Source organism: Cellulosimicrobium sp. I38E, from assembly GCF_001647255.1.
In the GTDB taxonomy this organism is placed as follows: domain Bacteria; phylum Actinomycetota; class Actinomycetes; order Actinomycetales; family Cellulomonadaceae; genus Cellulosimicrobium; species Cellulosimicrobium cellulans_E.
On the sequence record NZ_LUAZ01000022.1, the window covers coordinates 21560 to 42925 of the forward strand.

General features: G+C 70.1%; 34 protein-coding genes. 1 reads left to right on the forward strand and 33 read right to left on the reverse strand.

Annotation, left to right across the window (positions count from 1 at the left end; translation table 11 throughout):
- A complete protein-coding gene (gene truA, locus A0J59_RS07960; protein ID WP_064315776.1) occupies nucleotides 1–906 on the reverse strand; it encodes a tRNA pseudouridine(38-40) synthase TruA in 906 nt (301 codons plus the stop codon).
- Between the two features lie 146 nt (nucleotides 907–1052).
- Here truA and A0J59_RS07965 point away from each other — a divergent pair, with 146 nt between their 5' ends.
- Entirely contained in the window at nucleotides 1053–1823 is a 771-nt protein-coding gene (locus A0J59_RS07965) for an ROK family protein (RefSeq protein WP_047233823.1), read from the forward strand.
- Between the two features lie 5 nt (nucleotides 1824–1828).
- On the opposite strand, the gene A0J59_RS07970 is transcribed toward A0J59_RS07965, so the two are convergent.
- The 32 genes from A0J59_RS07970 to tuf all read right to left on the reverse strand — a co-directional run bounded on the left by A0J59_RS07970 (nucleotide 1829) and on the right by tuf (nucleotide 21275).
- Nucleotides 1829–2644 (reverse strand): alpha/beta fold hydrolase, encoded by an 816-nt coding sequence (locus A0J59_RS07970; protein ID WP_064315759.1) that lies wholly within the window; start codon nucleotides 2642–2644, stop codon nucleotides 1829–1831.
- A gap of 225 nt (nucleotides 2645–2869) precedes the next feature.
- Nucleotides 2870–3433 carry a 50S ribosomal protein L17 gene (gene rplQ / locus A0J59_RS07975; RefSeq protein WP_047233822.1) on the reverse strand — a complete coding sequence of 188 codons (564 nt, stop codon included), beginning with the start codon at nucleotides 3431–3433 and terminating at the stop codon, nucleotides 2870–2872.
- Nucleotides 3434–3507: 74 nt separating this feature from the next.
- On the reverse strand, nucleotides 3508–4527 hold the full coding sequence (locus A0J59_RS07980; RefSeq protein WP_021479760.1) for a DNA-directed RNA polymerase subunit alpha: 1020 nt from the start codon (nucleotides 4525–4527) through the stop codon (nucleotides 3508–3510).
- Nucleotides 4528–4743: 216 nt separating this feature from the next.
- Nucleotides 4744–5148 carry a 30S ribosomal protein S11 gene (rpsK, locus tag A0J59_RS07985; protein ID WP_021479759.1) on the reverse strand — a complete coding sequence of 135 codons (405 nt, stop codon included), beginning with the start codon at nucleotides 5146–5148 and terminating at the stop codon, nucleotides 4744–4746.
- A 113-nt stretch (nucleotides 5149–5261) separates the two neighbouring features.
- Nucleotides 5262–5636: a 30S ribosomal protein S13 gene (gene rpsM / locus A0J59_RS07990; RefSeq protein WP_021479758.1), complete on the reverse strand. Its 375-nt coding sequence runs from the start codon at nucleotides 5634–5636 to the stop codon at nucleotides 5262–5264.
- A gap of 237 nt (nucleotides 5637–5873) precedes the next feature.
- Nucleotides 5874–5987, reverse strand: coding sequence for a 50S ribosomal protein L36 (gene rpmJ / locus A0J59_RS07995; RefSeq protein ID WP_003956441.1), 114 nt, complete (start codon nucleotides 5985–5987; stop codon nucleotides 5874–5876).
- A 95-nt stretch (nucleotides 5988–6082) separates the two neighbouring features.
- Entirely contained in the window at nucleotides 6083–6304 is a 222-nt protein-coding gene (gene infA, locus A0J59_RS08000) for a translation initiation factor IF-1 (protein WP_012867920.1), read from the reverse strand.
- Nucleotides 6305–6581: 277 nt separating this feature from the next.
- Complete coding sequence (gene map / locus A0J59_RS08005) at nucleotides 6582–7418, reverse strand: type I methionyl aminopeptidase (RefSeq protein WP_047233821.1); 837 nt, start codon at nucleotides 7416–7418, stop codon at nucleotides 6582–6584.
- 40 nt (nucleotides 7419–7458) lie between these two features.
- Nucleotides 7459–8016, reverse strand: a complete 558-nt coding sequence (locus tag A0J59_RS08010) for an adenylate kinase (protein ID WP_047233831.1) — start codon at nucleotides 8014–8016, stop codon at nucleotides 7459–7461.
- Nucleotides 8017–8066: 50 nt separating this feature from the next.
- Nucleotides 8067–9365 (reverse strand): preprotein translocase subunit SecY, encoded by a 1299-nt coding sequence (secY, locus tag A0J59_RS08015; protein WP_047233820.1) that lies wholly within the window; start codon nucleotides 9363–9365, stop codon nucleotides 8067–8069.
- A gap of 309 nt (nucleotides 9366–9674) precedes the next feature.
- Nucleotides 9675–10241 carry a 50S ribosomal protein L15 gene (gene rplO / locus A0J59_RS08020; protein WP_082141382.1) on the reverse strand — a complete coding sequence of 189 codons (567 nt, stop codon included), beginning with the start codon at nucleotides 10239–10241 and terminating at the stop codon, nucleotides 9675–9677.
- Between the two features lie 2 nt (nucleotides 10242–10243).
- Nucleotides 10244–10426 carry a 50S ribosomal protein L30 gene (gene rpmD, locus A0J59_RS08025; protein WP_021480439.1) on the reverse strand — a complete coding sequence of 61 codons (183 nt, stop codon included), beginning with the start codon at nucleotides 10424–10426 and terminating at the stop codon, nucleotides 10244–10246.
- The gene (gene rpsE, locus A0J59_RS08030) at nucleotides 10426–11082 is read right to left on the reverse strand and encodes a 30S ribosomal protein S5 (protein WP_021480438.1); all 657 of its coding nucleotides are present in this window, start codon (nucleotides 11080–11082) and stop codon (nucleotides 10426–10428) included. Before rpsE ends, rpmD begins: the two co-directional genes overlap by 1 nt.
- Nucleotides 11083–11122: 40 nt before the next feature.
- A complete protein-coding gene (rplR, locus tag A0J59_RS08035) occupies nucleotides 11123–11494 on the reverse strand; it encodes a 50S ribosomal protein L18 (protein ID WP_047233819.1) in 372 nt (123 codons plus the stop codon).
- 2 nt (nucleotides 11495–11496) lie between these two features.
- Nucleotides 11497–12033: a 50S ribosomal protein L6 gene (rplF, locus tag A0J59_RS08040; RefSeq protein ID WP_047233818.1), complete on the reverse strand. Its 537-nt coding sequence runs from the start codon at nucleotides 12031–12033 to the stop codon at nucleotides 11497–11499.
- A gap of 18 nt (nucleotides 12034–12051) precedes the next feature.
- Entirely contained in the window at nucleotides 12052–12450 is a 399-nt protein-coding gene (gene rpsH, locus A0J59_RS08045; RefSeq protein WP_021480435.1) for a 30S ribosomal protein S8, read from the reverse strand.
- Between the two features lie 82 nt (nucleotides 12451–12532).
- The gene (locus A0J59_RS08050; protein WP_021480434.1) at nucleotides 12533–12718 is read right to left on the reverse strand and encodes a type Z 30S ribosomal protein S14; all 186 of its coding nucleotides are present in this window, start codon (nucleotides 12716–12718) and stop codon (nucleotides 12533–12535) included.
- A 1-nt stretch (nucleotide 12719) separates the two neighbouring features.
- Nucleotides 12720–13289, reverse strand: coding sequence for a 50S ribosomal protein L5 (gene rplE, locus A0J59_RS08055; protein WP_047233817.1), 570 nt, complete (start codon nucleotides 13287–13289; stop codon nucleotides 12720–12722).
- Nucleotides 13289–13630, reverse strand: a complete 342-nt coding sequence (gene rplX, locus A0J59_RS08060) for a 50S ribosomal protein L24 (RefSeq protein WP_021480432.1) — start codon at nucleotides 13628–13630, stop codon at nucleotides 13289–13291. The genes rplE and rplX overlap by 1 nt, the downstream gene beginning before the upstream one ends.
- 2 nt (nucleotides 13631–13632) lie before the next feature.
- Nucleotides 13633–14001: a 50S ribosomal protein L14 gene (gene rplN / locus A0J59_RS08065; RefSeq protein ID WP_021480431.1), complete on the reverse strand. Its 369-nt coding sequence runs from the start codon at nucleotides 13999–14001 to the stop codon at nucleotides 13633–13635.
- A 206-nt stretch (nucleotides 14002–14207) separates the two neighbouring features.
- Nucleotides 14208–14498 carry a 30S ribosomal protein S17 gene (gene rpsQ, locus A0J59_RS08070; RefSeq protein ID WP_047233816.1) on the reverse strand — a complete coding sequence of 97 codons (291 nt, stop codon included), beginning with the start codon at nucleotides 14496–14498 and terminating at the stop codon, nucleotides 14208–14210.
- Between the two features lie 11 nt (nucleotides 14499–14509).
- Nucleotides 14510–14746 carry a 50S ribosomal protein L29 gene (rpmC, locus tag A0J59_RS08075; RefSeq protein WP_021480429.1) on the reverse strand — a complete coding sequence of 79 codons (237 nt, stop codon included), beginning with the start codon at nucleotides 14744–14746 and terminating at the stop codon, nucleotides 14510–14512.
- Nucleotides 14746–15165: a 50S ribosomal protein L16 gene (rplP, locus tag A0J59_RS08080; RefSeq protein ID WP_047233815.1), complete on the reverse strand. Its 420-nt coding sequence runs from the start codon at nucleotides 15163–15165 to the stop codon at nucleotides 14746–14748. Before rplP ends, rpmC begins: the two co-directional genes overlap by 1 nt.
- Nucleotides 15166–15168: 3 nt before the next feature.
- Nucleotides 15169–16014 (reverse strand): 30S ribosomal protein S3, encoded by an 846-nt coding sequence (gene rpsC / locus A0J59_RS08085; protein WP_047233814.1) that lies wholly within the window; start codon nucleotides 16012–16014, stop codon nucleotides 15169–15171.
- The gene (gene rplV, locus A0J59_RS08090) at nucleotides 16014–16385 is read right to left on the reverse strand and encodes a 50S ribosomal protein L22 (protein WP_021479879.1); all 372 of its coding nucleotides are present in this window, start codon (nucleotides 16383–16385) and stop codon (nucleotides 16014–16016) included. Before rplV ends, rpsC begins: the two co-directional genes overlap by 1 nt.
- Nucleotides 16386–16443: 58 nt before the next feature.
- Entirely contained in the window at nucleotides 16444–16725 is a 282-nt protein-coding gene (gene rpsS, locus A0J59_RS08095) for a 30S ribosomal protein S19 (RefSeq protein WP_047233813.1), read from the reverse strand.
- Between the two features lie 15 nt (nucleotides 16726–16740).
- Complete coding sequence (rplB, locus tag A0J59_RS08100; protein WP_047233812.1) at nucleotides 16741–17577, reverse strand: 50S ribosomal protein L2; 837 nt, start codon at nucleotides 17575–17577, stop codon at nucleotides 16741–16743.
- Between the two features lie 31 nt (nucleotides 17578–17608).
- Nucleotides 17609–17899 (reverse strand): 50S ribosomal protein L23, encoded by a 291-nt coding sequence (gene rplW / locus A0J59_RS08105; protein WP_021479876.1) that lies wholly within the window; start codon nucleotides 17897–17899, stop codon nucleotides 17609–17611.
- The gene (gene rplD, locus A0J59_RS08110) at nucleotides 17896–18600 is read right to left on the reverse strand and encodes a 50S ribosomal protein L4 (protein ID WP_047233829.1); all 705 of its coding nucleotides are present in this window, start codon (nucleotides 18598–18600) and stop codon (nucleotides 17896–17898) included. Before rplD ends, rplW begins: the two co-directional genes overlap by 4 nt.
- Before the next feature lie 5 nt (nucleotides 18601–18605).
- Nucleotides 18606–19268, reverse strand: a complete 663-nt coding sequence (gene rplC, locus A0J59_RS08115) for a 50S ribosomal protein L3 (RefSeq protein WP_064315760.1) — start codon at nucleotides 19266–19268, stop codon at nucleotides 18606–18608.
- 14 nt (nucleotides 19269–19282) lie between these two features.
- A complete protein-coding gene (gene rpsJ / locus A0J59_RS08120) occupies nucleotides 19283–19591 on the reverse strand; it encodes a 30S ribosomal protein S10 (protein WP_012867945.1) in 309 nt (102 codons plus the stop codon).
- 487 nt (nucleotides 19592–20078) lie between these two features.
- On the reverse strand, nucleotides 20079–21275 hold the full coding sequence (gene tuf, locus A0J59_RS08125; protein ID WP_047233810.1) for an elongation factor Tu: 1197 nt from the start codon (nucleotides 21273–21275) through the stop codon (nucleotides 20079–20081).
- Between the last annotated feature and the right edge of the window lie 91 nt (nucleotides 21276–21366).

The following is a 21366-nucleotide window of genomic DNA, read 5'->3' on the forward strand; positions in this document are numbered from 1 at the left end:
TCAGCCCGGGTCGCGCGACGCGCCCTCGTCCCAGACGTCCTCCTCGTTCCGGACCGCGCGGATCCGGTCGGCCCGGGCGGCCAGCTCGTCGTCGGGCGGGTACGTGACCTCCTCGAGCACGAGCCCGTGGGCGGGGACGACGCCGGCCCCCGCGTCGCGACGGCGGCTCGCGAGGAGCTGCGCGGGCCAGTCGACCCCGCGTCGGCCCTCCCCCACGGCGAGCGACGCGCCGACGAGCGCGCGCACCATGTTGTGGCAGAACGCGTCCGCGCGGACGTGCGCGACGACGAGGCCCGCGTCGGGCCCGTCGACCGGCCGCGACCACGACAGGTGCTGGAGCTCGCGGATCGTCGTCGCCCCGGGCCGGGGCTTGCAGAACGCGGCGAAGTCGCGCACCCCGAGCAGCGGCCGCACGGCGGCGTCCATCGCGGCGACGTCGAGCGGGCGCCGGTTCCACAGGACCCACGCCCGCCGCAGCGGGTCGCGCCGCGTCGGGTCGTCCGCGACCCGGTACGTGTACGCGCGGTGCAGCGCGGAGAACCGCGCGTCGAAGCCCGCGGGCGCGGGCGCCGCGCGGTGGACGACGACGTCCCCCGGGAGCACCCCGCCGAGCCGCGCGACGAGTGCGTCGCCGGGGGCGCGGTCGGAGCGCCCGGGGAGGGCCGCCCACTGGTCAAGCGTGAGGTCGACGTGCGCGACCTGCCCGCGCGCGTGCACCCCCGCGTCCGTGCGCCCCGCGACGGTGAGGCGCGGCGCCGGGCCGCGCAGGAGCGTCGCCAGGCCGTCCTCGATCGCGCCCTGGACGGTGCGCAGCGCGGGCTGGCGGGCCCAGCCGGCGAACTCCGTTCCCTCGTAGGCGAGGTCGAGGCGGACGCGCACGACGCCGTCGGGCGGGTCCTGCCGCACGCTCGACCCGGAGGCCGCGTCCCCGCCCGGCGCGTCGGGTGCGGGGTCGTCGGGGCGTGCGTCGGGGGCAGGGGCGTCGCTCACGGGAGTTCACCGTAGTCGCCCGGCCGTGCGGCGCGCTCGCCGTCGTGCCTACGCTGCCGCCCATGACCGGCGACCGCGCAGACGTCCGCACCCTCGCCGTGGACTGCGGCGGCGGCGGGATCAAGGCGAACGTGCTCGACGCGTCGGGCACCGCGCACGCCGCCGCCGTCCGCGTCCCGACGCCGTACCCGCTACCGCCGGAGCTGCTCGTCGAGACGATCGCCGAGATCGCGGCCGCGCTGCCCCCGGCCGACCGGGTCACCGTCGGCATGCCCGGCATGATCCGGCGCGGCGTCGTCGTGCACACGCCGCACTACGTCACGCGCAGCGGCCCGCGCTCGCGCGTGGACCCGGCTCTCCTCGAGGCCTGGACGAGCTTCGACGTCCAGGCCGCGGTGGCCGCACGCCTCGGCGTGCCCGCGCTCGTGCTCAACGACGCCGAGGTGCACGGCGCCGGCGTCGTGGCGGCGTCGGGGCTGGAGCTCGTGTTGACGCTCGGGACGGGGCTGGGCTCGGCGCTGTTCCACGGCGGACGGCTCGCGCCGCACCTCGAGTGGTCCCGCGCACCGGTGCGCCGCGGCACCACCTACGACGAGTACGTCGGCGAGCCCGAGCGGCGCCGGCTCGGCAACGGGCTCTGGTCGCGGCGCGTGCTCGCGGTCGTCGAGGGACTGCGGCCCGTCTTCTGGTGGGACCGGCTGTACCTGGGCGGCGGGAACTCGCGCCAGATCACCCCGAGCGTCCTCGACCGCCTCGGCGACGACGTCGTCGTCGTGCCCAACTCGGCGGCGCTCGTCGGCGGGGCACGCGCCTGGGAGCTGCCGCCGGCCTGACCGCCTCAGCGCGCGACGGCGCGGCGCGGCGCGACCCCCGCGGGCGCCGGCCCATCAGCCCCGGGCGCCGGACCACCCGTCGCGACCGCGCGGTGGGCGTCGAGCAGGACCCGGTTGAACGCGACGGGCGCGTCGAGGCTCACGAGGTGCCGAGCGCCCGGGACGACCACGAGCCGCACGGGCGCTCCCCCGCGCCGGGCCGCCTCCACGAAGCCGCGCTCGCCGAACCGGAAGTGGTCCCACCGGCCGTTGACCAGCCAGACGGGCGAGTCCGTGGCGGCGAGGGCCGTCACGGGGTCGACCGCCTCGACCTCGCGCAGGATCGCGCTCATCACGTCGAGCGCGAAGCCGCCCGCCGCGAGGTCGGCCGCGCCCTGCGGCGTGAGCGCGCGGTCGACGAGCGCCTGGTTGAGCCCCGCTCCGCCGTCGGGCAGCCGCTCGATGCCGCGCGCGACGAGGAGCCAGCCCCCGCGCAGCCGCGTGGCAGGCGGGGTCGAGCAGGCGGCAGCCACGAGGCCGACGACGCGCTCGGGGTGCCGCGCCCGCGTCTCGATCGCGACGTAGCCGCCCAGCGACAGACCGACGACGAGCGCGCGACCGCCCACGTCGTCGATCCCGGCCGCGACGGCCTCCACGGCACCGTCCAGGGTGAACGCCTCGCCGCGCCGCGCCCCGTGCCCCGGCAGGTCCACGGCGAGGGCGCCGACCCCCGCACGGCGCAGGGCCGCGAGCTGGTCGCGCCACATCGACCGCGACGTGCGCGACCCGTGCACGAGGACGACGGGCGGCCACGCGGCCAGGGAGGAGTCGACACTCGTCACGTCTCGACGGTAGGCCCTCCCCGCCGCGAGATCGACCCGTACGTCGCGAGATCGGCCCTCTGAAGGTCGATCTCGGTCGTGCGGGTCGATCTCACGCGGCCGCCCTCGTGGCCGGACGCACGCGGAAGCCGTCGGGACGGCAGAACGCCGCAGGGCCCGGGACCGTACGGTCCCGGGCCCTGCGGCGTGGGGTCGCGGAGGACCCCGAGAGTCGATCGAGGAGGCTCAGGCCTCCTTCTTCTCCTCGGCGGCGTCCTCGACGGGCGCGTCCTGGACGTCCTCGGCGGGAGCGTCCTCGACGGCGGCGGGAGCGTCCTCGACGGGCGCGTCCTCGACCGCGTCGGCCTTCTTGGCCGGCTTGTCAGCCTTCTTCTTGCTCGCCTTCTCCGCGGCCTTCTCCGCCTCGCGGACGACGGCCTGCTTGGGGCTGACGGGCTCGGTCACGAGCTCGATCACGGCGAGGGGCGCGTTGTCGCCCTTGCGCGTGCCGACCTTCGTGATGCGGGTGTAGCCGCCCTCACGCTCCGCCATCTGCGGGGCGATCTCGGTGAACAGCGTGTGCACGACGGACTTGTCGCGCACGACGCGCAGGACGCGACGACGCGCGTGCAGGTCGCCACGCTTCGCGAACGTGATGAGGCGCTCGGCCACCGGGCGCAGGCGCTTCGCCTTGGTCTCGGTGGTCGTGATGCGGCCGTGCTCGAAGAGCTGGGTGGACAGGTTCGCGAGCATCAGACGCTCGTGAGCCGGTCCGCTGCCGAGCCGGGGGCCCTTGGCGGGGGTAGGCATGGGATGTGCTCCTTGGGAAGTGTTCGCGCCGCAGGTGCGGACCCGGACGCGCTGAGGTGTCTAGAGCCGCAGGCTCAGTACTGCTGCTCGGTGTCCGAGAACGTCGCCTCGTCGTCGTCGCCGTCGTAGTACGCGGCGGCCGACGGGTCGAAGTCGAGCGGCGAGTCCTTGAGGGACAGGCCGAGCTCGGCGAGCTTCTCCTTCACCTCGTTGATGGACTTCGCACCGAAGTTGCGGATGTCCAGCAGGTCCGCCTCGCTGCGTGCGACGAGCTCGCCCACCTGGTGGATGCCCTCGCGCTTGAGGCAGTTGTACGAGCGGATCGTGAGGTTGAGCTCCTCGATCGGCAGCGCCAGGTCCGCGGCGAGAGCCGCGTCCGTCGGCGACGGGCCGATCTCGATGCCCTCGGCCTCGACGTTGAGCTCACGGGCCAGGCCGAAGAGCTCCACCAGCGTCTTGCCCGCCGACGCGAGCGCGTCGCGCGGCGAGATCGCCGGCTTCGTCTCGACGTCCACGACCAGCTTGTCGAAGTCCGTGCGCTGCTCGACACGCGTCGCCTCGACCTTGTAGGTCACCTTGAGGACCGGCGAGTAGATCGAGTCGACCGGGATGCGCCCGATCTCGGCGTCGAACGACTTGTTCTGCGAGGCCGAGACGTAACCACGGCCGCGCTCGACGGTGAGCTCGATCTCGAGCTTGCCCTTGTCGTTGAGCGTGGCGATGTGCAGCTCGGGGTTGTGGACCTCCACACCCGCGGGCGGGACGATGTCCGCCGCGGTGACCGCACCAGCACCCTGCTTGCGCAGGTACATCACGACGGGCTCGTCGTTCTCCGAGGAGACGACGAGGTTCTTGATGTTGAGGATGACCTCGGTCACGTCCTCCTTCACACCCGGCACGGTGGTGAACTCGTGGAGCACACCGTCGATGCGGATGGAGGTGACCGCCGCGCCCGGGATGGACGACAGCAGCGTGCGACGCAGCGAGTTGCCGAGCGTGTAGCCGAAGCCGGGCTCCAGCGGCTCGATGGAGAAGCGCGAACGGTTCTCCGAGATGACCTCTTCGGTCAAGGTGGGGCGCTGTGCGATCAGCACTGGTGGTTTCCTTTCGGCGAGCGTCCGCCATATGACGCTGCACGGTTCAAGGCGAGGTGCGCGCCTGCGGCACGCGGCCCCGGCCGGGACTCTGTCCACCCGGCCGGGAGGGTGCGTCGACCCCGTCAGGAGGCGTCTGCCCCGTGACGGGCGCCGTCGACGGGCTCGGCCGGTCGGTGACCGGGCGGCCCGTCGACGGCACGCCGACGACGAGGGTCAGACGCGACGACGCTTGGGCGGGCGGCACCCGTTGTGCGCCTGCGGCGTGACGTCCTGGATCGAGCCGACCTCGAGGCCGGCCGACTGCAGCGAGCGGATCGCGGTCTCGCGACCGGAGCCCGGGCCCTTGACGAAGACGTCGACCTTCTTCATGCCGTGCTCCTGCGCCTTGCGGGCAGCAGCCTCGGCCGCGAGGCCGGCGGCGAAGGGGGTCGACTTGCGCGAGCCCTTGAAGCCGACGTCGCCGCCGGAGGCCCACGCGATCACGGCGCCCGACGGGTCCGTGATCGACACGATCGTGTTGTTGAACGTGCTCTTGATGTGCGCCTGGCCGGCGGGGACGTTCTTCTTGTCCTTGCGGCGAGGCTTGCGCCCAGCGGCGGCGCGAGTCTTGGGAGGCATCTTTCGTTTCTCTCCTGGTCTGAGGTGGTCTGACCGCGGGGATCTCCGACCGGGACGACGTGGACCGTACGGCCGACGTCAGCGCCCGAGCGGGGCCCGCCCTGCGGACTGGCTCAGCGGGCCTTCTTCTTGCCGGCCACGGTGCGCTTGGGTCCCTTGCGCGTACGCGCGTTGGTCTTGGTGCGCTGACCGCGCACGGGCAGGCCGCGGCGGTGACGCAGGCCCTGGTAGGTGCCGATCTCGACCTTGCGGCGGATGTCGGCGGCCACCTCACGACGGAGGTCACCCTCGAGCTTGTAGTTGCCCTCGAGGTAGTCGCGGAGCGCGACGAGCTCGGCGTCGCCGAGGTCCTTCACGCGCGCGTCCGGGCTGATGCCGGTCGCGGCCAGCGTCTGCTGGGCGCGGGTACGGCCGACGCCGTAGATGTAGGTGAGCGCGACCTCGAGCCGCTTGTCGCGGGGGAGGTCGACGCCGATGAGACGTGCCATGTGCCTTTCGGCTCCTCGTGCTTCGTCGGAGGTCTGTCGCACCGCCCTCCCACGGGGAGCTCCGTGGGCCCCGGCCTCCGAGCCGGGGGTTCCCCTGCCTGTGGCGTTCTCCTCCCGGACTCGCGTCCGGGGTGCCGAGCAGGTTCGTGGTGGTGCGCTGGTGGCCGGCCGTCGTCGTGACGGGCGGCCTGGTGACCGCGGTCCCGAGGGACCGTCACCCGTGGCGCAGGCGCGGGCTCAGCCCTGGCGCTGCTTGTGCCGCAGGTTGTCGCAGATCACCATGACGCGACCGTGCCGGCGGATCACCTTGCACTTGTCGCAGATCTTCTTGACGCTGGGCTTGACCTTCATCTTCGTTCCCTCAGTGGTGCCCCGCTCCGGGCGCGACCGACGAGCGGTCCCGGGATCCGGGTGGCGAGGCGGGTGAGTGGGTGGACGCGTGGCGACTACTTGTAGCGGTAGACGATCCGGCCGCGGGACAGGTCGTACGGGCTCAGCTCGACCACGACCCGGTCCTCGGGGAGGATCCGGATGTAGTGCTGGCGCATCTTGCCCGAGATGTGCGCGAGAACCTTGTGACCGTTGGCCAGCTCCACGCGGAACATCGCGTTCGGCAGGGCCTCGACCACGCTGCCCTCGATCTCGATGACACCGTCCTTCTTTGCCATGTCCTCCGCTAACTCTCGTCTGAACTGCTGGTACTCCCGCGCACGACCGACCCGCGGGTCGTCCGTTCGTGGGAGGTGCGTGGAGCCGCGTGCGGGGTCGGTCGCCCGGGTCCCGAGGGACGGGGGCCGGTTGAACGACGTGCACGGACTACACCCGACGGACCATCCTACGGCATCCGACAAGAGTCGCGAAACCGGGGCGTGCGTCGGGAACCGTGCGTCGCGTCACTCCCCCGCCGGGCCCGGGGCGGGCCGACGCGTCGGGCGAACCGAGAGCTCAGGCCGCGAGCGGTGCGACACGGACGCCGAGCTCCGCGAGCTCGGCCGCCCCGCCGTCGGGTGCGGTGAGGACCCAGATCCCCTCGTCGAGGATCGCGACGCTGTGCTCCCAGTGCGCAGCACGAGCACCGTCGTCGGTCACGACCGTCCAGTCGTCCTCGCAGACCTCGGTGAACCGGTCGCCGAGCGTCAGCATCGGCTCGATCGCGAGGCACATGCCCGGGCGCAGCCGCGGGCCCTTCTCGCGCGTGCGGTAGTTCGGGACGTCGGGCGGCTGGTGCATCGCGGAGCCGATACCGTGGCCCACGTACTCCTCGACGATCCCGTAGGAGACGCCGTCGGCCTCGCCCGAGACCCGGACCGAGTCCTCGATCGCGGCACCGACGTCGCCGAGCCGCTCGCTCGTCGCGAGCGCGGCGATACCCGCCCACATCGCACGCCGCGTGGCCTCCACGAGGGCCTCGTCCCGCGGCTCGCCCTCGCCGAGGACGAAGGAGACGGCCGAGTCGCCGTGCCAGCCGTCGACGATCGCCCCGCAGTCGACGGAGACGATGTCGCCCGGGCGCAGCTCACGCGGACCGGGGATGCCGTGCACGACCTCGTCGTTCACCGACACGCACAGCGACGCCGGGTAACCCTCGTAGCCGAGGAACGACGGCGTCGCGCCGGCGTCCGCGATCACCGCCGCGGCGAGCGCGTCCAGGTCGGACGTCGTCATGCCCGGACGGACCGTCTCGCGGACCGTCTCGAGCGCTCGCGCGACCACGAGACCGGCACTGCGCATGGACCGGACCTGGTCGTGCGTCTTGTACTCGATGCGCTCGCGACCGAACACCCTGCTGCTCCCCAGAACCTGACGGACGAACGACCGGCGCTCAGCCGACGAGCGCGGTCAGCGCCGTGACGATGCGCCCGGTGATCTCGTCGACGTCGCCGATGCCGTCGACACGGACGAGGAGGCCGCGCTCGTCGTACGCGGACGTGAGCGGTGCCGTCTGCTCCGCGTAGATGTCGAGGCGGCGCGCGATGGCCTCCTCGGTGTCGTCCTCGCGGCCCTCGATCTCCGCACGCTTCGCCAGCCGGGCGAGGAGCTCGTCGCGGTCCGCCGTGAGCTCCACGACGCCGTCCAGGGCGACGCCCAGGTCCGTGAGGATCGTGTCGAGCTCGACGACCTGGGCAGCGTTGCGCGGGTAGCCGTCGAGGATGAACCCCTGCGCCGCGTCGTCCTGGGCGAGGCGGTCGCGCACCATCGCGTTCGTCACCGAGTCGGGGACCAGGTCGCCCTTCGCGGTGTACTCCTGCGCGAGCCGGCCGAGCTCCGTGCCGCCCTTGATGTTCGCCCGGAAGATGTCTCCGGTCGAGATCGCGGGGATGGCGAGCTGCTCGGCGAGCCGGGCGGCCTGCGTCCCCTTGCCCGCGCCCTGCGGGCCCATGATGACGAGGCGCGCGGGACGCGCGGCGGACTGGCCGTCGGTGGCGTTGCTCAACGGAGGAACCCTTCGTAGTGGCGCTGCTGCAGCTGGGAGTTGATCTGCTTGACCGTCTCCAGGCCGACGCCGACGACGATGATGATCGAGGAGCCACCGAACGGGATGTTCGTGCTCACGCCGAGCCCGATGAGGACCAGCGTCGGCAGCAGGGCGACGAGCGCGAGGTAGATGGAGCCCGCGGACGTGATGCGGGTGATGACGTAGTCGAGGTACTCGGCGGTCGGCCGGCCGGCACGGATGCCCGGGATGAAGCCGCCGTACTTCTTCATGTTGTCCGCGACCTCGTCCGGGTTGAACGTGATCGACGTGTAGAAGAAGCAGAAGAACAGGATCATCAGCACGTACAGCACGATGTGCAGCGGCGCGGCCGGGTCGGCGAGGTTCGTGCTGACCCAGATGACCCAGTCGGCGCTCTGGTCGCCGAACTGCGCGATGAGGCCCGGGACCGCGAGCAGGGAGGCCGCGAAGATCACCGGGATGACGCCGGCCATGTTGATCTTGATCGGGATGTACGTGCTCGAGCCGCCGTACATGCGGCGCCCGACCATGCGCTTGGCGTACTGGACCGGCACGCGGCGCTGGGACTGCTCGACGAACACGACCAGGCCGATGACGACCACGATGACCGCGATCATGATGATGAAGTTCGTCGCGCCGTTCGCACCACCGGCGATCGACCACAGCGCGGTCGGGAAGCTCGCGGCGATCGACGTGAAGATGAGGAGCGACATGCCGTTGCCGACGCCGCGCTCGGTGATGAGCTCGCCGAGCCACATGATGAGCCCGGTGCCCGCGGTCATGGTGATGACCATGAGCGCCATCGTCACGAAGCTGCCGTCGGGGATGACGTCGACCGAGCAGCCCTGGAAGAGCAGGCCGTTGCGCGCCGTCGTGATGACGGTCGTCGACTGGAGGATGGCGAGCGCGATCGTCAGGTAGCGCGTGTACTGCGTCAGCTTCGCCTGGCCCGACTGGCCCTCCTTGTGGAGCGCCTCGAAGCGAGGGATCACGACGCGCAGCAGCTGGACGATGATGCTCGCGGTGATGTACGGCATGATGCCGAGCGCGAAGATCGACAGCTGGAGCAGTGCGCCGCCGCTGAAGAGGTTGACGAGGCCGAGCAGGTCGTTGCCGTCGGCGGTCTCCGCGATGCACTGCTGCACGTTGGGGTAGTCCACACCCGGCGTGGGGATGAACGACCCCACCCGGAAGATCGCCATGATCGCGATCGTGAACAGCAGCTTGCGCCGCAGGTCGGGCGTCCGGAAAGCCCGGGCGAATGCGCTGAGCACCTATCCTCCTGGCCCGCCGAGGCGGGATGTCGTGTCGCCGGGAGGCCCGGCGAGGTGTGACGCACGGCACCGGCGCCAAGAGGCACCCTAGCCGTAGCGCCGCGTCGAACGGCAAGTCGGTCCCGACGACCGGACGGACCGACCGCGGACCTGCGAGTGACGGCGGTCACCCCGGGGGTGCGGGGAGACAACCGTCGGAGAGTCTAACCGTGGCGCGCTGCCGGACGGACCACGGGTCGTGCGGGAGGGCCTCCCCAGACGCGGACAGGGCCGACGGCGCGAGCGCGCCATCGGCCCTGTCCAGGGGTGTCAGTCCTCCGAGACCGAACCGCCGGCCGCGAGGATCTTCTCGCGAGCGGCGCCCGAGAGGGCGTCGACCGCGACCTCGAGCTTGACGGTGATCTCGCCCGTGCCGAGCACCTTGACGAGCTGGCCCTTGCGGACCGCGCCCTTCGCGACGAGGTCCTCGACGGTGACCTGGCCACCCTCGGGGTACAGCGCCGCGAGCTTGTCCAGGTTCACGACCTGGTACTCGGTGCGGAACGGGTTCTTGAAGCCGCGCAGCTTCGGGAGGCGCATGTGCAGAGGCATCTGCCCGCCCTCGAAGCGCTCGGGAACCTGGTAACGAGCCTTCGTACCCTTGGTACCGCGGCCCGCCGTCTTACCCTTCGACGCCTCACCACGACCCACGCGGGTCTTGGCCTTCTTGGCGCCGGGAGCCGGACGCAGGTGGTGGATCTTGAGCGTGCCGCCGGCACCCTCGGTCTGCTTGCCCGACTGCTTCGCAGCAGTCGCGGACTCCGCCTTCGCGGGGGCCTTCGCAGCAGCCTTCTTCTTCGGAGCCTCGGCGGTCTCCTTGGTGGCCTTCTCAGCCATGGTCACTCGACCTCCTCAACGGTGACGAGGTGCGCCACCGTCGCGACCATGCCGCGGATCTCCGGGCGGTCCTCCTTCACGGCGGTGTCGCCGATCCGCTTGAGGCCCAGAGTGCGCAGCGTGTCGCGCTGGTTCTGCTTGCCGCCGATGGCGGACTTCGTCTGGGTCACCTTGAGCCTGGCCATCAGGCGTTCACCCCCGCAGCACGGGCACGCAGGAGCGCGGCCGGGGCCACGTCCTCGAGCGGGAGACCACGGCGCGCGGCGACAGCCTCAGGCTGCTCCAGGTTGCGCAGGGCCTCGACGGTCGCGTGCACGATGTTGATCGCGTTGGACGAGCCGAGCGACTTGCTCAGCACGTCGTGGATGCCCGCGCACTCCAGCACGGCGCGCACCGGACCACCGGCGATCACACCGGTACCGGGAGCGGCCGGGCGGAGGAACACGACGCCGGCGGCGGCCTCACCCTGGATGGGGTGCGGGATGGTGCCCTGGATGCGCGGGACCTTGAAGAAGTTCTTCTTGGCCTCCTCGACACCCTTGGCGATCGCCGCGGGCACCTCCTTCGCCTTGCCGTAGCCGACACCGACGGTGCCGTCGCCGTCGCCCACCACGACCAGCGCGGTGAAGCTGAAGCGGCGGCCGCCCTTGACGACCTTGGAGACGCGGTTGATGGTGACGACGCGCTCGACGAAGGCGTTCTTCTCGGCTGCGTCGCCACGGCGACCGTCGCGACGGTCACCGCGACGGTCGTCGCGGCGCCCCCCGCGCGCGTTCTGGTCGCTCGACTCGTTGGCGGCACCCGTGGGGGCGCCGGTGTTGCTGCGCTGCCCTGCAGCCATCAGAGAATCCTTTGCTTCCGTGTGGGGATGGTCGGCGTCGTCACAGGGACAGACCGCCCTCGCGGGCGCCGTCGGCGACCGCAGCGACCCGACCGTGGTACTTGTTGCCGCCACGGTCGAAGACGACCGCGTCGACGCCCTTGGCCTTCGCACGCTCGGCGACGAGCTCGCCGACCTTGCGGGCCTTGGCGCTCTTGTCGCCGTCGAGCGCACGCAGGTCCGCCTCGAGCGACGAGGCCGACGCAACCGTCTGACCGATCGTGTCGTCCACGACCTGGGCCGTGATGTGGCGCGTGGAGCGCGTCACCACGAGGCGCGGACGAGCGGCGGTCCCCTTGATCTTCTTGCGCAGGCGCAGGTGGCGGCGCTGACGCGCGACGGCCTTGCCCTTGCCGAGAACCTTCAGAGCCATCGTTACTTACCAGCCTTTCCGACCTTGCGGCGGACGACCTCGCCGGCGTAACGCACACCCTTGCCCTTGTACGGCTCGGGCTTGCGGATCTTGCGGATGTTCGCTGCGACCTCGCCGACCTGCTGCTTGTCGATGCCGGAGACCGAGAACTTCGTCGGGCTCTCGACCGCGAACGTGATGCCCGCGGGCGGCGTCACGACGACCGGGTGGCTGAAGCCGAGGGCGAACTCGAGGTCCGAGCCCTTGGCCGTCACGCGGTAACCGGTGCCGACGATCTCGAGCTTCTTCTCGTAGCCCTGCGTCACGCCCTCGACGATGTTCGCCAGGAGGGTGCGCGTGAGGCCGTGCAGCGCGCGGGACTCGCGCTCGTCGTCCGGGCGCGACACCACGAGCGTGGCGTCCTCCTGGGCGACCTGGATGGGGGCGGGCACGTGGTGCTCGAGCGAGCCCTTGGGGCCCTTCACGGTCACGAGCGCGCCGCTGATGGTGACGTCCACTCCGGCGGGAACCGGAACGGGGATCTTGCCGATTCGAGACATGGCGTATCTCCTTTCCGATTACCAGACGTAGGCGAGGACTTCGCCGCCCACGCCCTTCGTGGCGGCCTGCTTGTCGGTGAGCAGGCCGGAGGACGTGGACAGGATCGCCACGCCCAGGCCGCCGAGAACCTTCGGCAGCTCGGTGGACTTGACGTACTTGCGCAGGCCCGGCTTGGACACGCGGCGCACGCCGGCGAGGCTGCGCTCACGGTTCGGGCCGAACTTCAGCTGGATGGTGAGGTTCTTGCCCACCGTCGCGTCCTCGACGCTCCAGCCGGAGATGTAGCCCTCGGCCTGGAGGATCTCGGCAATGTGCGACTTCAGCTTCGAGTACGGCATGGTCACCGTCTCGTGGTAAGCCGAGTTCGCGTTCCGCAGACGCGTCAGCATGTCTGCGATCGGGTCGGTCATCGTCATCGGGCTCTAGCCCTTCCTCGACGTGGTATCCGGGCGGAGGCGCGCCGTGCGGCGCGCTCCGCCAGGACCTACGACGTAGTTGTTACCAGCTGCTCTTGGTGACGCCGGGAAGCTCACCACGGTGGGCCATCTCGCGCACGCAGATGCGGCACAGGCCGAACTTGCGGTACACCGAGTGCGGACGACCGCACTTCTGGCACCGGGTGTAGGCGCGGACCGCGAACTTGGGCTTGGCGGCCGCCTTGTTGATCAGGGCCTTCTTCGCCATGTCAGTTCTCCTTGAAGGGGAAGCCGAGACGGCGCAGCAGGGAGCGGCCCTCGTCATCGGTCGTCGCCGTGGTCACGATCGTGATGTCCATACCGCGGACACGGTCGATCTTGTCCTGGTCGATCTCGTGGAACATCGACTGCTCCGTGAGACCGAACGTGTAGTTGCCGTGCCCGTCGAACTGCTTGGGCGACAGGCCGCGGAAGTCGCGGATGCGCGGCAGGGCGATCGACAGGAGACGGTCCAGGAACTCCCACATGCGGTCGCCGCGCAGCGTGACGTGCGCACCGATCGGCATGCCCTCACGCAGCTTGAACTGCGCGATGGACTTGCGGGCCTTGGTCACCTGCGGCTTCTGGCCGGTGATCGCGGACAGGTCGCGGATGGCGCCCTCGATGAGCTTCGAGTCCTTGGCGGCGTCACCGACACCCATGTTCACGACGATCTTCGTGACGCGGGCGACCTGGTTGACGTTCTCGTGCCCGAACTCCTCGCGCAGACCGGAGACGATCTCCTCGCGGTAGCGCTGCTTCAGACGGGGCACCTCGGGGGCGACGATCTCGGTGCTCATCAGATGTCCTTCCCGGAGCGCTTGGCGACACGCACGCGCACGGTGCGCTTGCGGCCGTCACGCTCGACCTCTTCGGTGCGGTACCCGACGCGGGTGCCCTTCTTGGTCTCCGGGTCGACGACCATCACGTTGCTGATGTGGATCGGGGCCTCGACGGTCTCGATCCCACCGGTCCGCGTGCCGCGCTGCGACTGGCCGACCTTGGTGTGCTTGGTGACGCGCTGGACGCCCTCGACGATGACGCGGTCACGGTCGGTGAGCACCTCGAGGACGCGGCCCTGCTTGCCCTTGTCCTTGCCGGCGATGACGACGACGAGGTCGCCCTTCTTGATCTTGGCCATGGTCAGAGCACCTCCGGAGCCAGCGAGATGATCTTCATGAACCGCTTGTCGCGCAGCTCGCGCCCGACCGGGCCGAAGATGCGCGTCCCGCGCGGCTCGCCGTCGTTCTTGAGGATCACGGCGGCGTTCTCGTCGAACTTGATGTAGGAACCGTCCGGACGACGGCGCTCCTTGGCGGTGCGGACGACGACGGCCTTGACCACGTCGCCCTTCTTCACGTTGCCGCCCGGGATCGCGTCCTTGACGGTTGCGACGATGACGTCGCCGATTCCGGCGTAGCGACGGCCCGAGCCACCGAGAACACGGATGCAGAGAATCTCCTTGGCACCCGTGTTGTCGGCGACACGAAGTCGCGACTCCTGCTGGATCATGTAATGAACTCCTGTCGTCGAGCCGGTTCTCGCGCGAGGCGAGCCTTGCCGAACGGATAGCTGTCAGTGCCGGGTCCCTCGCGGGTGAACCGGCCAGGACCGGGCGGTGGACCCGCCCGACCTGTCCTCACTGGTTGCCGCACCGCGGTGCGGCACGAGAGCGGTCGTGACGAGCGAGCCGGGGCCCGCCCGTCACGACCGGTGGATCACTTGGCCTTCTCGAGGATCTCCGCGAGGCGCCACCGCTTGGTCGCGGACAGCGGGCGGGTCTCCATGATGAGCACCAGGTCGCCCACGCCGGCAGAGTTCTGCTCGTCGTGCGCCTTGACCTTGCTCGTGCGGCGGATGACCTTGCCGTAGAGCGGGTGCTTGACCCGGTCCTCGACCTCGACCACCACGGTCTTGTCCATCTTGTCGCTCACGACGTAGCCGCGGCGCGTCTTGCGGTTCGCGCGCTCCTCGGCCGCCTCGGGTGCGTTCGTTGCGTTCTCGCTCATTCCAGCCTCACTCACTCGGCACTCGGCGCGGTACGGATGCCGAGCTCGCGCTCACGCAGGATCGTGTAGATCCGCGCGATGTCGCGGCGGACGGCCTTGAGGCGCCCGTGGCTCTCCAGCTGGCCGGTGGCCGACTGGAAGCGGAGGTTGAAGAGCTCCTCCTTGACCTTCTTGAGCTCGGCGACGAGCGTCTCGTCGTCCATGGCGTCGAGGTCGACGGGGGCGAGCCCCTTCGTTCCGATTGCCATCAGTTGCCACCACCCTCGCGCACCACGAAACGGCACTTCATCGGGAGCTTGTGGATCGCGCGGCGCATCGCCTCGCGAGCCAGGTCCTCCGGGACACCGGCCAGCTCGAAGACGATCCGGCCCGGCTTGACATTGGCGACCCACCACTCGGGCGAACCCTTACCGGAACCCATGCGGGTCTCGGCAGGCTTCTTGGTCAGGGGACGGTCCGGGTAGATGTTGATCCAGACCTTGCCGCCACGCTTGATGTGGCGGGTCATCGCGATACGAGCAGCCTCGATCTGGCGGTTCGTCACGTACGCCGGCTCGAGAGCCTGGATGCCGTACTCGCCGAACGCGATCTGCGTGCCACCCTTCGCCGCGCCGGAACGCGACGGGTGGTGCTGCTTGCGGTGCTTGAGCCTGCGCGGGATCAGCATGACTCAGGCCTCCGTTCCGGTCTCAGGGGCCTTCGCCTCTGCGGCGGGAGCAGCCTGCTCGGGCGCCGCCGGCGACTCGGACGCGGGGGTCCGCTCGGCCGAACGCTCGGGACGACGGCCACCACCACGACGGTCGCCGCCGCGCTCACCGCGCGGGCCGCCACGGCCCTGGCGCGGAGCGGCCGTGGCCTGCTGCGCGGCGAACTCCTTCTCGGTGACGTCGCCCTTGTAGATCCAGACCTTCACGCCGATGCGGCCGAAGGTCGTGCGGGCCTCGAAGAAGCCGTAGTCGATGTACGCACGGAGCGTGTGCAGCGGCACACGACCCTCGCGGTAGAACTCCGACCGGCTCATCTCGGCGCCGCCGAGGCGGCCGGCGACCTGCACGCGGATGCCCTTGGCACCGGCGCGCTGGGCCGACTGGATGCCCTTGCGCATCGCACGACGGAACGAGACGCGGCTCGCGAGCTGCTCGGCGATGCCCTGAGCGACGAGCTGCGCGTCCGTCTCGGCGTTCTTCACCTCGAGGATGTTGAGCTGCACCTGCTTGCCCGTGAGCTTCTCGAGCTCGCCGCGGATGCGGTCGGCCTCGGCGCCACGGCGGCCGATGACGATGCCCGGGCGTGCCGTGTGGATGTCCACGCGGACGCGGTCACGGGTGCGCTCGATCTCGACCTTGGAGATACCTGCGCGCTCGAGACCGGTGCTCATGAGCTTGCGGATCTGGACGTCCTCGCGGACGTAGTCGCGGTACCGCTGTCCGGGCTTGGTGCTGTCGGCGAACCAGCGCGACCGGTGGTCGGTGGTGATGCCGAGGCGGTACCCGTGCGGGTGAACCTTCTGTCCCACTATCGGGCACTTCCCTTCGTGTTCTCACGCGGAGCGACGACCACGGTGATGTGGCTGGTGCGCTTGAGGATGCGGTTCGCACGGCCCTGGGCCCGCGGGCGGAAACGCTTGAGGGTCGGGCCCTCGTCGACGAACGCCTCACGCACGACGAGCTCCTGCTCCTCGAACGCCTCGCTCGCACGGTCTGCCTTCACCCGGGCGTTGGCGATCGCGCTCTCCACGACCTTGCGGACGGGCTCGCTCGCCGCCTGCGGTGCGAACTTCAGCACCGCGACGGCCTCGGAGGCCTGCTTGCCACGGATGAGGTCCACGACGCGCCGGGCCTTCTGGGGCGTGACACGGACGAACCGCGCCTGCGCCTTGGCTTCCATTGCTGTCCTGCCTTCTTGTCTCTTGACCGTCCAGGTCGTCACCAGACTGACCCGGGGGTCAGCGGCGACGACCCTTCTTGTCGTCCTTCACGTGGCCGCGGAAGGTCCGCGTGGGAGCGAACTCGCCGAGCTTGTGGCCGACCATCGACTCGGTGACGAACACCGGCGTGTGCTTGCGACCGTCGTGCACGGCGAACGTGTGACCGAGGAAGTCGGGCGTGATGACCGACCGACGGGACCAGGTCTTGATGACGTTCTTGGTCCCCTTCTCGTTCTGAGCGTCCACCTTCTTCTGCAGGTGGCCGTCGACGAAGGGGCCCTTCTTCAGGCTACGAGGCATGTCTCCAGGCTCCTATCAGCGCTTCTTGCCGGTACGGCGACGACGCACGATCAGCTTGTCGCTCGGCTTGTTCGGACGGCGGGTACGACCCTCCGGCTGGCCCCACGGGCTCACCGGGTGGCGACCACCGGACGTCTTGCCCTCACCACCACCGTGCGGGTGGTCGATCGGGTTCATGGCGACACCACGGACGGTCGGGCGCTTGCCCTTCCAGCGCATGCGGCCGGCCTTGCCCCAGTTGATGTTCGACTGCTCGGCGTTGCCCACCTCGCCGACCGTGGCGCGGCAGCGCAGGTCGACGTTGCGGATCTCGCCGGAGGGCATGCGCAGCTGCGCGTACGGCCCGTCCTTGGCGACGAGCTGCACGGACGCACCGGCCGAGCGGGCGATCTTCGCGCCGCCACCGGGCTTGAGCTCGATGGCGTGGATGACCGTACCGGTCGGGATGTTGCGCAGCGGCAGGTTGTTGCCGGGCTTGATGTCCGCGCCCGCACCGTTCTCGACGACGTCGCCCTGCTTGAGCTTGGCCGGCGCGATGATGTAGCGCTTCTCGCCGTCCGCGTAGTGCAGGAGCGCGATGCGCGCCGTGCGGTTGGGGTCGTACTCGATGTGCGCGACCTTGGCGGGCACGCCGTCCTTGTCGTGGCGACGGAAGTCGATCACGCGGTACGCACGCTTGTGGCCACCACCCTTGTGACGGGTGGTGATCCGGCCGGAGCTGTTGCGGCCGCCGCTCTTCGAGAGCGGGCGGACCAGAGACTTCTCCGGCTGCGAGCGCGTGATCTCGGCGAAGTCGGCGACGCTCGCGCCGCGGCGGCCGGGCGTCGTCGGCTTGTACTTACGGATTCCCATGGGGATCTGTCCTCAATCTGCTCTCGTCGGCTCAGCCGAAGATGTCGATCGTGCCCTCGCGGAGGGTGACGATCGCACGCTTGGTGTCCTTGCGCTTGCCCAGGCCGAAACGCGTGCGACGCGTCTTGCCCTTGCGGTTGATCGTGTTCACCGAGGCGACCTTGACCGAGAAGATCTGCTCGACGGCGATCTTGATCTCGGTCTTGTTGGCCCGCGGGTCGACGACGAACGTGTACTTGCCCTCGTCGAGCAGGCCGTAGCTCTTCTCGGAGACGACCGGCGCGAGGATCACGTCACGGGGGTCCTTGGTCACGGTGGTCACTTCGCGGCCTCCTCGGCAGCAGTCTCGTCCGCCTCGGTGGAGGTGGCGACGGCCTTCGCGGAGCGACCCGTGGCCGGGCCCGCCAGGAACGCGTCGAGCGCGCCCTGCGTGAAGACGACGTCGTCGGAGACGAGCACGTCGTAGGTGTTGAGCTGGTCGGCCACCAGGAGGTGGACCTGCTCGACGTTCCGCAGCGACTTGATCGTCAGCTCGTCGCCACGCTCGGTGACGACCAGGACGTGCTTGCGCTCGGAGAGCTTGGCGAGCGTCGAGACGGCGGTCTTGGTCGACGGCAGGCCGTCGACGCCGAAGCCGGTCACGACGTGGACACGGCCGTTGCGGGCGCGGTCCGAGAGGGCACCGCGGAGCGCGGCGGCCTTCATCTTCTTGGGCGTCCGCTGGTCGTACGAGCGCGGCGTCGGGCCGTGGACGGTGCCACCGCCGGCGAACTGCGGCGCACGGGTCGAACCCTGGCGGGCGCGGCCGGTGCCCTTCTGCTTGTACGGCTTGCGACCACCACCGCGGACCTCGCCGCGGCTCTTGGTGTCGTGGGTGCCCTGGCGTGCAGCGGCACGCTGGGCGACGACGACCTGGTGGATCAGCGGGACGTTGAGCTCGACGTCGAACACCTCGGCGGGGAGCTCGGCGGTGCCGGCCTTCTTGCCCTTGGGGTCCAGCACGTCAACGGTCAGAGCGGACATGGTGTTCACGCTCCCTTCGCGGCGCTGCGCACGAGGACGACGCCGCCCTTGGGGCCGGGAACCGCGCCCTTGACGAGCAGCAGACCCTTCTCGGCGTCGACCGCGTGGACGGTCAGGTTCTGGGTGGTCTGGCGGGCGTTGCCCATGCGACCGGCCATGCGCAGGCCCTTGAACACGCGCGACGGGGTCGAGGCCCCACCGATCGAGCCCGGCTTGCGGTGGTTGCGGTGCGCACCGTGCGAGGCGCCCACGCCGGAGAAGCCGTGGCGCTTCATGACACCGGCGGTGCCCTTGCCCTTGGTCGTGCCCACGACGTCGACCACGGCGCCGGCCTCGAAGGCCTCCGCGGTGATCTCCTGGCCGAGCGCGTACTCGGCGGCGTCGGTGGTGCGGACCTCGGCGACGTGGCGGCGCGGCGTGACGCCGGCCTTCTCGAAGTGGCCCTTGAGCGGCTTCGTGACCTTGCGCGGGTCGATCTGCCCGTAGGCGAGCTGCACGGCGGCGTACCCGTCGGCGTCGGCCGTGCGCACCTGCGTCACGACGTTCGTGCCGACGGCGACGACGGTCACGGGCACGAGGCGACCGGCCTCGTCCCAGAGCTGCGTCATCCCGAGCTTCGTGCCGAGCACCGCGGTGACCGGACGCGCGTTCTGCTGGGGAATAGTCATGATGTCCTCCAGCCTCAGAGCTTGATCTCGATGTTCACGTCGGCAGGCAGGTCGAGACGCATGAGCGAGTCGACGGCCTTCGGCGTGGGATCGATGATGTCGATCAGCCGCTTGTGCGTGCGCATCTCGAAGTGCTCGCGGCTGTCCTTGTACTTGTGAGGCGACCGGATGACGCAGAAGACGTTCTTCTCCGTCGGCAGCGGCACCGGACCCACGACCGTTGCACCAGCGCGCGTCACCGTGTCGACGATCTTGCGCGCCGAGCTGTCGATGACCTCGTGGTCGTAGGACTTGAGCCGGATGCGGATCTTCTGTCCCGCCATGGCGTCGTCTGACTCTCTCTCTCGAACCGCTAGCTGTCCGACCCCCGCGCTCGGGCGTGTCGCGTAGTCGCGACGCACCTGGGCGCACACGCCGAGAGGCGCAGGGCCGTTGGATATGTGATCCACCGTCCGCACCGTGCTGACGCACGGCTCCGCGGAGCGGACCACAACGTTTGTGCGAGCCTGGTCGGAACATGTGTTCCGCGGGGTACTCGATCCATGGCGACAGAGAGCTCAACCCGCAGACCCGGGACGAGGCCCCGGGGTCCTGGTCCTCCTCGAGAGGACCGGTTCAACACACTGTTCGACACGTGAAAGAGCGCACCCGTAACAGGCAACCTGAACAGTCTGCCACACGAAGGCCGCCCGGGCCAAGTCGAGACCGGGACGGGCACTGTGACGGTGACCGCAGGGACGGTGCAGGCCGAAGGCCCGGCCCCGCGGACGGGACCGGGCCTTCGACGAGTGCTGCGGAGGCAGCGTCAGATCACTTGAGGATCTTGGTGACGCGGCCCGAGCCGACGGTGCGGCCACCCTCACGGATGGCGAAGCCGAGGCCCTCCTCCATGGCGATCGGCTGGATGAGCTCGACCGTCATCTCGGTGTTGTCGCCGGGCATGACCATCTCGGTGCCCTCGGGCAGCGTGATGACGCCGGTGACGTCCGTCGTACGGAAGTAGAACTGCGGACGGTAGTTCGAGTAGAACGGGTTGTGACGGCCACCCTCGTCCTTGCCCAGGATGTAGACCTGCGCCTCGAACTGCGTGTGCGGGGTGATCGAGCCCGGCTTCACGACGACCTGGCCGCGCTCGACGTCCTCGCGCTTGATGCCGCGCAGGAGCAGACCGGTGTTGTCGCCGGCCTGCGCCTGGTCCATCTGCTTGTGGAACGTCTCGATGCCCGTGACCGTGGTCTTCTGGGGCGAGCGGATGCCGACGATCTCGACGTCCGAGTTGAGGTCGAGCGTGCCACGCTCCACCTTGCCGGTGACGACGGTGCCACGACCGGTGATCGTGAAGACGTCCTCGACGGGCATGAGGAACGGCTTGTCGAGCTCGCGGACGGGCTCGGGCACGTTCTCGTCGACGGCCTCCATGAGCTCGATGATCTTCGAGGTCCACTCGGGGTCGCCCTCGAGCGCCTTGAGACCCGACACGCGCACGACCGGCGCGTTGTCGCCGTCGAACTCCTGCGAGGAGAGGAGCTCGCGCACCTCCATCTCGACGAGCTCGAGGATCTCCTCGTCGTCGACCATGTCGGACTTGTTCAGCGCGACGAGCAGGTAGGGAACGCCGACCTGGCGGGCGAGCAGGACGTGCTCGCGCGTCTGGGCCATCGGACCGTCGGTCGCGGCGACCACGAGGATCGCGCCGTCCATCTGGGCGGCACCGGTGATCATGTTCTTGATGTAGTCGGCGTGACCCGGGGCGTCGACGTGCGCGTAGTGGCGCTTCGGCGTCTCGTACTCGATGTGCGCGATGTTGATCGTGATACCGCGCTGCTTCTCCTCGGGAGCCGCGTCGATCTCGTCGAAGTTGCGCTGGACGTTCGCCGGCAGGTCCGGGTACGTGTCCGCGAGCGTCTTCGAGATCGCCGCCGTCAGCGTCGTCTTACCGTGGTCGACGTGACCGATGGTGCCGATGTTGACGTGCGGCTTGGTCCGCTCGAACTTGGCCTTAGCCACTGGGGTCCTCCTGGGACTTGGGTAGATGTGCCGAACGTTGCGAATGTCGACCGAGAGATCCTACATCCGCGGGGCGTTGCGGTTTTCCTAC